The sequence below is a fragment of the Fictibacillus nanhaiensis genome (assembly GCF_042686385.1).
GTDB lineage: Bacteria > Bacillota > Bacilli > Bacillales > Fictibacillaceae > Fictibacillus > Fictibacillus nanhaiensis.
The window spans coordinates 1-13,197 of sequence record NZ_JBHUPF010000001.1; the positions used below are offsets into that span (position 1 = coordinate 1).

The 13,197-nt window shown below is 42.3% G+C and carries 18 protein-coding genes and 1 rRNA gene; 2 read left to right on the plus strand and 17 right to left on the minus strand.

All coding sequences use genetic code 11. The annotated features are described in order from the left end of the window. Both ACFS5O_RS00005 and ACFS5O_RS00010 read right to left on the minus strand, forming a co-directional pair. Positions 1–350 (minus strand): 16S ribosomal RNA (locus ACFS5O_RS00005); the annotation flags it as partial. Positions 351–515: 165 nt separating this feature from the next. Continuing rightward, the gene (locus ACFS5O_RS00010; RefSeq protein ID WP_379838468.1) at positions 516–719 is read right to left on the minus strand and encodes a hypothetical protein; all 204 of its coding nucleotides are present in this window, start codon (positions 717–719) and stop codon (positions 516–518) included. Between the two features lie 173 nt (positions 720–892). On the opposite strand from ACFS5O_RS00010, the gene pdaB reads away from it, so the two are divergent. After that, the gene (gene pdaB / locus ACFS5O_RS00015) at positions 893–1,654 is read left to right on the plus strand and encodes a polysaccharide deacetylase family sporulation protein PdaB (RefSeq protein WP_205724233.1); all 762 of its coding nucleotides are present in this window, start codon (positions 893–895) and stop codon (positions 1,652–1,654) included. A 17-nt stretch (positions 1,655–1,671) separates the two neighbouring features. Here pdaB and ACFS5O_RS00020 read toward each other — a convergent pair whose 3' ends face one another. Further along, positions 1,672–2,292 (minus strand): KinB-signaling pathway activation protein, encoded by a 621-nt coding sequence (locus ACFS5O_RS00020; RefSeq protein WP_205724232.1) that lies wholly within the window; start codon positions 2,290–2,292, stop codon positions 1,672–1,674. A 148-nt stretch (positions 2,293–2,440) separates the two neighbouring features. Here ACFS5O_RS00020 and gerD point away from each other — a divergent pair, with 148 nt between their 5' ends. Beyond that, the gene (gerD, locus tag ACFS5O_RS00025) at positions 2,441–3,064 is read left to right on the plus strand and encodes a spore germination lipoprotein GerD (RefSeq protein WP_318300054.1); all 624 of its coding nucleotides are present in this window, start codon (positions 2,441–2,443) and stop codon (positions 3,062–3,064) included. 31 nt (positions 3,065–3,095) lie between these two features. Here gerD and ACFS5O_RS00030 read toward each other — a convergent pair whose 3' ends face one another. The 14 genes from ACFS5O_RS00030 to rpmJ all read right to left on the minus strand — a co-directional run bounded on the left by ACFS5O_RS00030 (position 3,096) and on the right by rpmJ (position 13,171). After that, positions 3,096–4,145 (minus strand): Mrp/NBP35 family ATP-binding protein, encoded by a 1,050-nt coding sequence (locus tag ACFS5O_RS00030; protein ID WP_205724231.1) that lies wholly within the window; start codon positions 4,143–4,145, stop codon positions 3,096–3,098. A 300-nt stretch (positions 4,146–4,445) separates the two neighbouring features. After that, on the minus strand, positions 4,446–5,171 hold the full coding sequence (cwlD, locus tag ACFS5O_RS00035; protein ID WP_205724230.1) for an N-acetylmuramoyl-L-alanine amidase CwlD: 726 nt from the start codon (positions 5,169–5,171) through the stop codon (positions 4,446–4,448). A 65-nt stretch (positions 5,172–5,236) separates the two neighbouring features. After that, complete coding sequence (locus tag ACFS5O_RS00040; protein WP_066390704.1) at positions 5,237–5,677, minus strand: DUF2521 family protein; 441 nt, start codon at positions 5,675–5,677, stop codon at positions 5,237–5,239. 334 nt (positions 5,678–6,011) lie between these two features. Further along, positions 6,012–6,404, minus strand: coding sequence for a 30S ribosomal protein S9 (gene rpsI / locus ACFS5O_RS00045; protein WP_066237857.1), 393 nt, complete (start codon positions 6,402–6,404; stop codon positions 6,012–6,014). A gap of 16 nt (positions 6,405–6,420) precedes the next feature. Next, on the minus strand, positions 6,421–6,858 hold the full coding sequence (rplM, locus tag ACFS5O_RS00050; protein WP_066237860.1) for a 50S ribosomal protein L13: 438 nt from the start codon (positions 6,856–6,858) through the stop codon (positions 6,421–6,423). 150 nt (positions 6,859–7,008) lie between these two features. Beyond that, complete coding sequence (truA, locus tag ACFS5O_RS00055; RefSeq protein WP_205724229.1) at positions 7,009–7,761, minus strand: tRNA pseudouridine(38-40) synthase TruA; 753 nt, start codon at positions 7,759–7,761, stop codon at positions 7,009–7,011. Positions 7,762–7,774: 13 nt separating this feature from the next. Beyond that, the gene (locus ACFS5O_RS00060) at positions 7,775–8,572 is read right to left on the minus strand and encodes an energy-coupling factor transporter transmembrane component T family protein (protein ID WP_153236523.1); all 798 of its coding nucleotides are present in this window, start codon (positions 8,570–8,572) and stop codon (positions 7,775–7,777) included. Between the two features lies 1 nt (position 8,573). Continuing rightward, the gene (locus tag ACFS5O_RS00065; RefSeq protein ID WP_205724228.1) at positions 8,574–9,440 is read right to left on the minus strand and encodes an energy-coupling factor ABC transporter ATP-binding protein; all 867 of its coding nucleotides are present in this window, start codon (positions 9,438–9,440) and stop codon (positions 8,574–8,576) included. After that, positions 9,425–10,255, minus strand: a complete 831-nt coding sequence (locus tag ACFS5O_RS00070; protein ID WP_205724227.1) for an energy-coupling factor ABC transporter ATP-binding protein — start codon at positions 10,253–10,255, stop codon at positions 9,425–9,427. The genes ACFS5O_RS00065 and ACFS5O_RS00070 overlap by 16 nt, the downstream gene beginning before the upstream one ends. A gap of 490 nt (positions 10,256–10,745) precedes the next feature. Beyond that, positions 10,746–11,108, minus strand: a complete 363-nt coding sequence (gene rplQ, locus ACFS5O_RS00075; protein WP_066237878.1) for a 50S ribosomal protein L17 — start codon at positions 11,106–11,108, stop codon at positions 10,746–10,748. A gap of 58 nt (positions 11,109–11,166) precedes the next feature. Then, a complete protein-coding gene (locus ACFS5O_RS00080) occupies positions 11,167–12,111 on the minus strand; it encodes a DNA-directed RNA polymerase subunit alpha (protein WP_066390697.1) in 945 nt (314 codons plus the stop codon). Between the two features lie 143 nt (positions 12,112–12,254). After that, entirely contained in the window at positions 12,255–12,650 is a 396-nt protein-coding gene (rpsK, locus tag ACFS5O_RS00085) for a 30S ribosomal protein S11 (protein ID WP_066237883.1), read from the minus strand. 20 nt (positions 12,651–12,670) lie between these two features. Further along, complete coding sequence (rpsM, locus tag ACFS5O_RS00090; RefSeq protein WP_066237886.1) at positions 12,671–13,036, minus strand: 30S ribosomal protein S13; 366 nt, start codon at positions 13,034–13,036, stop codon at positions 12,671–12,673. 21 nt (positions 13,037–13,057) lie between these two features. Further along, a complete protein-coding gene (rpmJ, locus tag ACFS5O_RS00095) occupies positions 13,058–13,171 on the minus strand; it encodes a 50S ribosomal protein L36 (RefSeq protein ID WP_007203526.1) in 114 nt (37 codons plus the stop codon). Positions 13,172–13,197 lie beyond the last annotated feature (26 nt).

The following is a 13,197-nucleotide window of genomic DNA, read 5'->3' on the forward strand; positions in this document are numbered from 1 at the left end:
TAGGAGTCTGGGCCGTGTCTCAGTCCCAGTGTGGCCGATCACCCTCTCAGGTCGGCTACGCATCGTCGCCTTGGTGAGCCGTTACCTCACCAACTAGCTAATGCGCCGCGGGCTCATCTGTAAGTGTTAGCCGAAACCAACTTTCAAAAAGAAGAAATGCTTCTTCTCTTATTATCCGGTATTAGCCCCGGTTTCCCGGAGTTATCCCCGTCTTACAGGCAGATTACCCACGTGTTACTCACCCGTCCGCCGCTAAATCAGAGGAGCAAGCTCCTCATCATTCGCTCGACTTGCATGTATTAGGCACGCCGCCAGCGTTCATCCTGAGCCAGGATCAANCGTGTGTCGCTCGTTTTGGCGACTTTTATAAGATACCACCGTTGCCTAGTTGATGTCAACCGCTTTTTTTAGTGATTCTTATTTTGTTTATTTCGTTTGTTTGAGCCGCTGTAAAAGCGACAAGAAGTAATATACCATCTTCTAGATAATATGGTCAATAGTTTTTTGAAAAAAAGTTAATTTCTTTGTTTTCGCCTCAAATACCTTCTGCAATCTGAAGGCTTAGCGAACCTACAGAATAAACGGTAAATGATCTGATATCTCTCTTCTAAAACGGATTTAACGATAGCATCTATCTTTTGATCTTCTAGATCAAACCTTAGTTCCTCCATCTCCTTTTTTAACACATACTCAAATTCATGAAGTTCTTGGTGATTCAATAGCACTCCTACCAAAGACAATGGACGACACCCCGCTAAGTTTTTTTCTTTTACCATTATGGCCATGAAAAGTAGGAGTTATTATTTTTTACGAATGTCTAAATTTTCGGTATATCTTGTCCCTTTTATCATAGATATTTTGTAAGGAAGATGGACAGGGGGTAGATGATATTATGAAATTTTTCTTTGTTATTAACGGCAAGAAAGTAAAACAATACATGGTTGTTGTATTTGCTGCTTTCTTTGCTGCTTCACTTGCTTTTGTAGGGCAGCAGCAATTATCTGTATTTTCATCTAAAGATGGACCACGAGCAATTTATAAGGGAGAAGACCAAGGAAACAAAGTCTCTCTTACGTTTGATATCAGCTGGGGCGATAAGCGTGTTACACCAATCTTGGATGTCTTAAAGGACAAAGGCGTCAAAAATTGCACTTTTTTCATATCCGCCGCTTGGGCTGAACGACACCCTGAGATCGTTGAACGAATTGTAAAAGATGGTCATGAAGTAGCAAGTCTTGGGTATCAATACAAAAGTTATACCGATTGGGAAGACAAACAGATCAAAAGAGATATTCTTTTAGCTCAGGAAAAGATTAAAAAGGTATCTGGAAAAATGACTTCTCTTATCCGTCCGCCTAATGGGAATTTTGATGAGCGTGTCCTGAACATCTCTGAGGATCTCAACCATACGGTCGTTCATTGGAGCATCGATACGAAAGATTGGAAAAATCCTGGCGTAGATCGTATTGTGACGACAGCTACCGATAAGACGAAAGCTGGCGACATTATCTTACTCCATGCATCTGATTCTGTTAAGCAAACGCACAAAGCACTTCCTACGATTATCGATAAACTACGTGACGATGGATTTAAATTTGTAAGTGTAAGTGAGATGATCGCGAACACGGAAGCTAACAGTAAAGAGGTTAACTGATATAAAAAAGCCCCTGCCTATAAGGCAGTGGGCTTTGTTTGTTTAGACGATTTAGATTGGTTAGACTGCAAAAGTCGGTGCAGCATTAAAATTTGATACGTATTACAAAGCATGATCGGAACAAAGCCCATCCAAAGCGAAAGAGTATTGTTTTCTTTTAACACCGGCACCCACTCTAAAATGGTGACGACTGTGATAAAGAAAAGCGTTGGTATGAATGCTACATTCGATGTTTGTTTTACTTTTACATATGCAATGATCAATCCGTAGATTAAAATCGCTAACGGAATAAGAATGTAGTTAATGAGGCTGTCGCCTTCTTTGTGAAAGGATGTATATCGTAAATAGAACAGATCGAACAGAACGACTGCAATCAATACAAGTTGTACACCATTCCAAAGACGATGACTTTTAAAGATACCAAGTCCAAAGCGATGAACGGTTAAATATGCAAAAAAGCCCATCTGACTAAATACACTGAACAACGCACCGAAACCGATCAATCCAAAAATATATAGAAGAACTTCTAAAGCACTGCTGTCTTCCGGAAACTTTAATATAAGACCAACTGTGATTGCACTAACAATCCCAATTAACAATGTGGTAAAAAATAAAAAGATCCAACTTCTAATTTTCACGCTTGTTTTCCCCCTCTAACATGCTCCGTAACGATTGTACCAATGTCTTTTTTAAATTGCCAGTTTTCCTTTAAATAACCAGTATAAATACGTGCTAAAAATCAATCCTATTAGTATCGAGCTCAACTTGAAAGGAGGAGGAATTACTTTGAAAAAAATATACATTTTTCTCTTTTGTATCTCTCTTGCTGCTCTTTCGGGCTGTGCTCAAGAAGCCCAAGGCAGTTCTCAGGTCGATTACGAAGCAACAAAAAAGATGCTTGTCGATCTATTGAAGACAGATGAAGGAAAGAAAGCCATCAAAGAAGTGTTATCTGATAAAGAAATTCAACAAGACATACTTATTGATCAAGAAGTCATCAAACAGACGATTGAAAAGCAGCTTCTTTCTGAAAAAGGTCAGAAGTTTTGGCAGACCCTTTTTAAAGATCCGAAGTTCTCAGTAGCTTTTGCAAAAAGTATGCGAAAAGAACACGAGAAGTTGATGAAGGATCTTATGAAAGACCCACAGTATCAAGCAGAAGTGATGAAAATCATGCAAAATCCACAAATTGCAGAGAAGTTATTATCTCTTGTGGATACACAGCCTGTTAGAAAAGAAATGAAAAAAGTGATGCTTGAAACGTTCGAGAGTCCAATCGTACAAGCACAGATTCAAGAAATGTTAAAGAAAGTGGCTCATGAAGAAATTGATCAATCCATTTCTAAAAAAGGAAAAGAAGCTTCATCCGGCGGTGGACAACAACAACAAGATTCAACGAGCCCACAATAAAAGCCTCCCGACACTCGGAAGGCTTTTTTCTTTAGTTTGTTTTATCAATGATTTTCTTTGCCATCTGAATATAATGTTCACCGATCGGATGTGTTTGTTCATACACACTCGGCGCAAAATCATCTTCTTTTATCTCAGGTTGACCAAGCGGTATTTGGCCGAGCAACGGCACATTCAACTCTTCCGCTAAACGTTTTCCGCCGTCTTTACCGAATACGTATTCCTTCTCACCTGTAGACCCGCTTTGGAAGTAGGACATGTTCTCTACGATACCAAGAACTTCATGGTTGGTCTTGATTGCCATCGTTCCTGCACGTGCTGCTACGAAAGCTGCTGTAGCATGAGGTGTTGTTACGATTACTTCTTTACACTTCGGAAGCATCTTGTGAACATCCAAAGCCACGTCACCTGTACCTGGTGGTAAGTCTAGAAGAACATAATCTAGATCTCCCCATTCTACTTCGCTAAAAAAATTCATAAGCATCTTCCCGAGCATCGGCCCGCGCCAGATAACAGGTGCGTTATCTTCAACGAAAAATGCCATGGATATGACTTTTACATCAAAACGTTCAACAGGAAAGATGCGATCGCCTTTTACTTTCGGACGCTCAGTAATTCCCATCATATCTGGGACACTAAATCCGTAAATATCAGCATCGATCAATCCGACCTTTTTTCCAAGCCTTGCAAGAGCAACAGCTAAGTTGACAGATACCGTTGATTTTCCAACTCCGCCTTTACCACTAGCGATCGCGATAAATTGTGTCTTGCTGTTTTCGGAAAGAAGAGTCGTTGGTGCACTCTGCGCTCCCGCTTCACTAGGGTTCACAGCCGTAATGTCGTCTCTTTTCTCAAAACGAAGTCCGACAGATTCCACTCCTGCGTTTTTCAACACTTGAACGATCTGCTGCTGCAGCTGCATTTGTTCCGGTGTTCCTGTATGTGCTAAGCCGATCTTCAGCCCCACATATCCTTCTTTGATCTTCAACTCACGGATACTTCCAGAGTCGACCATGCTTTTATGTAAATAAGGGTCTTGAATAGGACCTAACAGCTCGATGACTTTTTCTTCTGTAAGCACATAGACACATCCTTTACCTGTAAAATTCCTTTTCAGTATATCACAACCCCCACCGACAATCATGTAAGCGGTTTTTTAGATGTGTAATTTTGCTCAAGCGAGGAGGCCCGCTACGGTAGGTATGAGCACTAACTGTAGACTTTTATGAAAATACTGTCCACTTTTCGAATTTTACTGTCCACTTTTCGAATTTTACTGTCCACTTTTACACTTTTACTGTCCACTTCGGTATTTTTACTGTCCACTCCAGGTTTTCCGCCCCGAAAGCGAGCAGCTAAAACGCAATAAAAAACACCCCCTCTAATCAAGAGGAGATGCTGGTGGGGTTTCATTTGTATAAAAGCGCAGCATCCCTTGGTAGATCGATGCCGCTATACTTTTCTGGTACGACTCTGTTTTTAACAGCTCACGTTCTGATGGATTGGATAAGAAGCCGACTTCGACTAGCGCTCCAGGTACTTCGGCCGTTCGAAGCAAGTATAGACCTTCTATGGATTTTGCGAATCGGTTCGTATTGTTTAAATTTCTCTTGATTTCATCTTGAATAAATTTAGATACCGCTTCGCCGTCTTCTTTTCCAGGATGATAAAAGACTTGAGCGCCTCTCCACCGGGATGAAGGCAAAGAATTGAGATGAATCGAAATGAATAAGTCCGCATGATTTTCGTTAATAATTCGTTTTCGTTCTTTTAAATCTTCATACTTGCGATGACGTAATTTTTTTGTTCCCTCGTTTGCGAGATCAGTGTCCGTCTCTCGTGTCATGATAACGAGTGCTCCCGCTTCTTGTAAATAATCTCGAAGCAGAACGGAAATGTTTAACGCGATTTCCTTTTCAAGAACTTCTCCATCACCAACCGCACCACCGTCAGCTCCCCCATGACCTGGGTCGAGAACGATAATCTTCCCAGAGAGTGGCATGTTCCACGATCGCCACGAATCATCATCTAAAAAATGATAGGTGAAAATAAAGATAAGGACTGCGCATCCAAGTGCAAATGCGGCTCCCTTCACCCACTTCTTCATGTTTCGTCCCCCTATACAAGCCATATAACATTATGTATATGGGACAAGAAGAAATTTATAACTGATTATTGTAGCTTCATGCGGTAGCGTTTTTCACCGTTTTTATAGCCTTCCATCCACCAGATATGAACGAATGCCTCACAGCAAAGATGAAGAGATTCCATCATCATCTCTGTTCCCCAGCACCAGAACTGCCAATATTCAAAAAGACCGTCTGCGATTGCCTTTTGTTTAGCATATGCCCGTTCTTTAATCTTTTCCAACGTTTCCCCGTGATACGCAAACCGGCTATAACCTGCTCCTAAAAGATAAGAATCGATCGCCATGTCGATGCACGCATCCTCAATATCGTTCTGATAAAGAAGCGAGTATTGAAAAAATGGTTGAAACAAACGCTGAAATTCTTTTTTTATAGTTGCCAAGGATAAGTCCCGAAGTACCTTTCGCTCGAACGTTTCTTTTTTGAAGCGCTGCTTTTCTTTAAAGTTGTTTAAAACGATTGCCATGATTACCTCCCCTTTCATCGTGTTGTGTTTTCCATATCATTATTTTCTCCAGAGATGTCTACACGACACTTCATAAAAGATGGGAATAACCTTACTGCTTGTGGCGGGGATATATGTAGAACCAAATTGGATCAGCCGTTAGACTTAATTTTTCTGATTTCGACTTAATTATTTTTAATTTAGACTTAATTATTTGGATTAAGACTCAATTTTCCTCGATCAGGCTTAATAGTTCCGGAATTAGACCCAATCTTTCCTAATCAGACGCGATTCATTACAAACAAAAAACCCCGCTCTCGAAAAGAGAACAGGGTTTTGATAAACGTAATAGAAATTAACGTTTTGAGAACTGAGGTGCACGACGAGCGCCTTTAAGTCCATACTTCTTACGCTCTTTCATACGAGCGTCACGAGTAAGGAATCCAGCTGCTTTAAGAGAACCGCGGTACTCAGGATCTGCTTCTAGAAGCGCACGAGAGATACCGTGACGGATAGCTCCTGCTTGTCCAGTGTATCCACCGCCATGAACAGTAACTAATACGTCATACTTGTCAGTTGTTTCAGTTGTGTTAAGTGGTTGCTTAACGATAAGCTTTAAAGTTTCTAATCCGAAAAATTCGTCAATGTCACGTCCGTTGATTACGATACGGCCTTCACCAGGAACTAATCGTACACGCGCTACGGAGTGCTTACGACGTCCAGTGCCATAATATTGTACTTGTGCCACGTAAATACCCTCCTTTTTATCCGCGTAACTCGTAGTTTTCAGGTTTTTGTGCTTGGTTGTTGTGCTCAGCTCCAGCGTAAACGTGAAGCTTTTTGAACATTTGGCGACCAAGGCTGTTCTTTGGAAGCATACCTTTGATTGCTAGCTCAAGCATTTGAACTGGACGAGTTGTACGCATTTCTAATGCAGTTCTCGTACGCAGTCCACCTGGGTGACCAGTGTGGCGGTAGTAAATTTTGTCTGTTAATTTCTTACCTGTTAATTCAATCTTCTCAGCGTTGATGATGATTACGTGATCACCAGTGTCAACGTGTGGTGTATAAATAGGCTTATGCTTACCGCGAAGGATAGATGCAACTTCACTGGATAGACGTCCAAGTGTTTTGCCTTCAGCGTCGATCACAAACCATTTACGTTCTACTTCAGAAGCTTTCGCCATGAAAGTCGTACGCATGTGTTTTCCCTCCTGTATCTTCAATCAAATTCATTATATTCATGTGAACATTTCCCGAGATATCTACACGGGGCATGTGGACGATATCTGTAGAAATACCAAATAATATCTTATAATATATAAACAACGATGTCAAGCGTATCCTAAATATTATTCCGTTTTATCTGCATAATCTACACGAAAGAGATAGAGTCCGTTTGCCGGAGCTGTTTTTCCAGCTAGCGCACGGTCCTTGCCTTTTATAATCGCAGAAATCTCTTCCGGTTTGAGTTTCCCTTGTCCAACTTCTAATAGGGTACCAACCAGAATCCGAACCATGTTATATAAGAATCCACTACCTCTTACCTTTAGCGTTAAGACGTTCCCTTCTTCTAAAACATCTAAAGCAAAGATCGTACGAATTTTATCTTCCACTTCCGACTTTGCAGATGAAAAAGAGGTAAAGTCATGTGTACCTAAAAATAACGATGCAGCTTGTTTCATATCCTCTACGTTTAAGGAGTAAGGAAAATGGAACATATGATTTCTTTGGAACACATCTGGTTGATTACTTCTTAAAATTTTATAGTGATACTCTTTACCTGTTGCAGAGAAACGAGAATGAAACGCATCGCTTACCATCTCGACGTCTTTAATCAGAATATCATTCGGGAGCATCGCATTCAATGCTTTCCCCCAAGCTTCTGATGGAATCTCCATATGTGTATCAAAATGAAACACTTGACCGATGGCATGAACCCCTGCATCCGTGCGCCCTGAGGCAAAGATCCCTACAGGTTCCCCTTTGTGCATCTTTTGCAGGACGGCCTGTATCGTCCCTTGAACCGTTCTGCCGCTAGGCTGTATTTGGTATCCAGCAAACTCAGTACCGTCATAAGCTACGGTTACTTTCATACGAGCCATGTTCAATCTCCTTTTAATTGCGTAATAAGAATAGCGAAAGGGTCAGCAAGGCTAATAGCAGCAGAGCAAACGTATCACGCTGATGCCACGCTAGCGCACGAAGTCGAGTTCTGCCTTCACCACCACGATATCCTCTTGCCTCCATCGCTAGAGCGAGTTCTTCAGCCCGCTTGAACGATGAAACAAATAACGGTACCAAGAGCGGTACAAAAGCCTTTGCTCGTTCTTTGATCGGTCCGCTCGTGAAATCAGCTCCACGTGCCATCTGCGCTTTCATGATCTTTTCCGTCTCTTGTAAAAGCGTTGGAATAAACCGGAGTGAGATCGACATCATTAACGCGAATTCATGAACAGGCAGTTTCCACTTTTTTAATGGACCTAACAAGTGTTCTAATCCATCTGTAATGTCGATCGGTGTTGTGGTTAAGGTCAAAAGTGACGTCATCATAACAAGAAGCAAAAGTCTTAGTGCGATGAATATCCCTTGAATCACTCCGCCTTCGTAAATTTCAAGAAAGCCTGCTTTATAGAGCAGATCCCCTTCTTTTGTTAAGAAGATATGCAAAAGCATCGTAAACACGACGAGCAAAAGAATCGGCTTTAATCCTTTATATAAAAAACGGAATGGAACTTTTGACAGACTGATCGTTACGACTGTAAAAGCGATCAGTACTCCGTAAGTCACCCAGTTGTTCGCCAGAAAGACGATAAACAAATAGAAGAAGGCAGCAATAAGCTTCGAACGTGAATCCATTCGATGAAGTGGAGAGGAAGCTGGATAATACTGCCCGATGATTACATTCTGCAGCATACTAGTTCCCCCTCTTCTTCAGACTCTGACTAACTTGTTTAGCCAGCTCTTCTACTGTAAATTTCGTTAAAGCAAGATGAAGACCAGACTTCTCGTTCCACTTTTGTAAAAATTGAACGGTCTCTGGTACATCTAATCCCGCTTTCTTTAGTGCTTCTCGCTCATTAAAGATATCCGTCGGCTTACCATGGAGATACAGTTCACCTTTATGCATCACAGCGATCTCATCTGCGTATCTCGACGCATCCTCCATACTGTGAGTAACAAGTATCGTAGTAAGGTTGTTTCTCTCATGCAGAGAATAGAACAATTCCATGATCTCTACACGCCCAGCTGGATCTAGACCTGCTGTAGGCTCGTCCAAGATCAGCACTTCGGGATTCATAGCAAGGACACCTGCAATCGCCACACGGCGCATCTGGCCGCCGCTTAAGTCAAAAGGAGACTTCGTTAGAACACTTTCTGGTAGTCCTACCATCTCGATCACTTTAGCAGCTGTTAGCTTCGCGCTCTCTTCTGACATACCAAAATTCCGCGGCCCAAACATAATATCTTTTTCTACCGTTTCTTCAAAAAGCTGATGTTCAGGATACTGAAAAACAATTCCTGCCTTTTTTCGAAGGGATTTCAAATCTTGCTTCTTACCGCCAGCTTTGAGTTCAGTACTGCCCATCTTTATCGAGCCCGCTGAAGGCTTTAACAATCCGTTAAGATGTTGGATAAGCGTAGACTTTCCAGAGCCAGTGTGCCCGATCAACGCAAGGAATGTACCATCCGCGATGTCGAGGTTAATATCGTGCAGGGCCCGTCTCTCGAACGGAGTTCCCTCCATATATCGATGCTCTAAACGGTTTATGCTAATTTCCATAATGCATTCACCAGCTCTTCCTGCGTTAAATAGCTTTTATCAAGCTCCACACCTTGTTGGCGAAGAGCCTCACTTAACTTTAGTGAAAACGGTAAATCCAGACCGGCCGATTTCAACAGTTCACGCTGCTGAAAAATGTCTTCAGGTATCCCCTCAGCTGCCTTCTCTCCCATTTTCATGACGACAACTCTGTCTGCACTTAGCGCTTCCTCTAAATCATGAGTGATGGAAATGACAGTGATGCCTTCTTTTTTATTCAGTTCGCGCACGGTATCGATCACTTCAATTCTACCGATCGGATCAAGCATCGATGTCGCCTCATCCAAAACGATAACAGAAGGTTTCTGCGCCAATATTCCAGCAATCGCGACTCTTTGCTTCTGACCACCGGATAACTGATGAGGTTCCTGGTTTAAGAAAGCTTCCATTCCCACTCTTGCTACACTTTCATTGATACGCTTAACCATCTCTTCACGCGGTACGCCGAAATTTTCAAGCCCAAACGCAATATCATCTTGTACGCTTGTGCCTACGAACTGATTATCAGGATTTTGAAAGACCATCCCTACAAGTCTTCTTACTTCCCAAATGTCGTCAGGACGGCCTGTCGTGTACTGTGAGACATATACAGCACCTTCACTAGGCAACAACAGTCCGTTGAGCATTTTTGCCAATGTGGACTTCCCAGAGCCGTTATGGCCCACGATTGAAAGCCATTCCCCTTTATGCACGTCTAGCGTTACACCTTTAAGTGTAGGTGTCTCTTCTCCCGGATAATTAAAGGTCACATCTTTAACGGTAATGATGTTTTCCATGTGACATCCTCCTCTTAACTGCTGCTCATTCTAAGCTGCTCTCTGCTCGTAGTAGTTTATATAAATTATTTTCAACAATGATGGGCGGCGAACTTTCAATAACTTTTCTAAAGGTTTTTTCTTTGGAATTGTTTGCCCCTTCATTGAAAAGTTGATTGGAGCGCATGGTGTGAGACTCTCGGCTAGGACAAGCGGTCAGTCCGAAGAGTGGAAGTGGCTCGTTCAGCCCCGACTAGCAAAAGGTAAATGGGTTTGAAGGCGCACTCTGCCTTCTGAGCTATTTACCTTTTGACCTCGAGGGGCTAGCCACTGCAACTTGACAGGTGAGACCCTTAAGGCGCAAAGCGGCAAGGGGCTCACCGCCTGCCCCGCGGAAAGCGAGCACCTGGAGCGCAAATCAACTCTCACAAATACTACTAGATTTTTCAATAAAAATAAAAAAGGGCAAGATTGTCATTGAAGACTTGATCCCGCCCTTTCATACGTTTTATTAAACTAATTCAATGATAACCATTGGTGCACCATCACCACGGCGAGGGCCGATTTTTGCGATGCGAGTGTAACCACCGTTACGCTCTGCATAGCGAGGTGCAAGATCACTGAAAAGCTTTTGTAGAGATCTTTGTCCAGACTCAGCGTCTGCTACTTCGTTACGAAGGAACGATGCAGCTTGACGGCGAGCATGAAGGTCTCCACGCTTACCAAGCGTAATCATTTTCTCAGCAAATTTACGAACTTCTTTTGCACGTGCTTCTGTAGTTTCAATACGCTCGTTGATGATTAAATCAGTAGCTAAATCACGAAGCATTGCTTTACGAACCGCAGATACACGACCTAACTTTTGGTATCCCATGCTTGTATTCCCTCCTCTGCGCGTTTCTCTCTCGTCTTGAAAAAGCGCGTATTACGAATTAATCGTCAGCGCGTAATGAAAGACCCAGCTCTTCAAGTTTCTCTTGAACTTCTTCAAGAGATTTCTTTCCAAGGTTGCGTACTTTCATCATGTCTTCTTCAGACTTATTCGCAAGTTCTTGAACTGTATTAATGCCAGCACGCTTTAGGCAGTTATAAGAACGAACAGAAAGATCAAGTTCTTCGATCGTCATCTCAAGTACTTTTTCTTTTTGGTCTTCTTCTTTTTCTACCATAATCTCAGCGTTCTGAGCTTGATCTGTTAAGCCAACAAAAATGTTTAAATGTTCGCTAATGATCTTCGCACCAAGAGAAACTGCTTCCTCTGGACGAATGCTCCCATCTGTCCATACATCAAGCGTTAGCTTATCATAGTTTGTTACTTGTCCTACACGAGTGTTTTCCACTTGATAGTTCACACGCGAAATTGGCGTGTAAATGGAATCAACAGGAATTACTCCGATCGGCAGGTCTTCGCGTTTATTGCCTTCTGCCTGTACATAACCACGACCACGTTTTGCATGAAGCTTCATTTGGAAATGAGCTCCTTTTGCTAGTGTTGCGATATGAAGATCCGGGTTAAGGACTTCAACATCGCTGTCATGCGTAATGTCGCCAGCTGTTACAACACCGTCACCTTGTACATCGATTTCAAGTGTCTTCTCTTCATCAGAGTAAATCTTCATTGCAAGTTTCTTTAAGTTTAAGATGATGGTTGTAACATCTTCAACTACACCTTCAACTGTAGAGAACTCATGCAATACGCCATTGATCTGAATAGATGTAACTGCTGCACCAGGTAGTGAGGACAACAAGATACGACGCAAGGAGTTGCCTAGTGTAGTCCCGTATCCACGTTCAAGTGGTTCAACAACAAACTTTCCGTATGTGGCATCGTCGCTGATTTCAACCGTCTCAATTCTTGGCTTTTCGATTTCGATCATTCAACTGAACCCTCCTTCAAACGTCGAATCTCGGCTGGAGGTTTCCAGCCGAAATTCCCCATAGGCATTCCGACTTATCATTTACCAAAACTTTCACTATAACCATTATAGACAAGTTATAGAAATATATACCGTGTATATTGTTACACGCGACGGCGTTTTGGCGGGCGGCAACCGTTGTGAGGTACAGGAGTAACGTCACGAATAGCTGTTACTTCTAAGCCTACCGCTTGAAGGGCACGGATTGCTGCTTCACGTCCAGCACCAGGTCCTTTAACGGATACTTCCAACGTTTTCATACCATGTTCCATTGCAGTTTTACCAGCTGTTTCAGCTGCCATTTGTGCTGCGAACGGAGTAGACTTACGAGAACCTTTAAATCCTAGGTGACCAGCAGTCGCCCAAGAGATTGCGTTCCCGTGCGTGTCAGTGATCGTAATGATCGTGTTGTTGAATGTAGAACGGATATGTGCTACGCCGACTTCAACATTCTTTTTGACACGACGTTTACGTGTATTAGTCTTACGTGCTTTTGCCATTTAGAGTTTACCTCCTTTACTTACTTTTTCTTATTCGCTACTGTACGACGAGGTCCTTTACGAGTACGGGAGTTGTTCTTCGTGTTTTGACCACGTACTGGTAATCCACGACGATGACGAACACCACGATATGCTCCGATCTCGATTAGACGCTTGATGTTTAGTGATACTTCACGACGAAGGTCACCTTCCACTTTGTGTCCATCGATGACTTCGCGGATTTTATTTAATTCATCTTCAGTAAGATCACGAACGCGTGTATCTTCAGAAACTCCAGCTGCAGCAAGAATTTGCTGTGCTTTTGTTTTACCGATACCGAAGATGTATGTTAAAGAGATTACTACTCGCTTATCACGAGGAATATCTACACCTGCAACACGTGCCATAATTTTTGCACCTCCTGTATATTAACCTTGTTTTTGTTTATGTTTCGGATTTTCACAGATCACCATTACAGTGCCTCTGCGGCGAATCACTTTACATTTTTCACATATTGGCTTGACTGATGGTCTTACCTTCATTTTTTATAACCTCCTTATGTCACGGA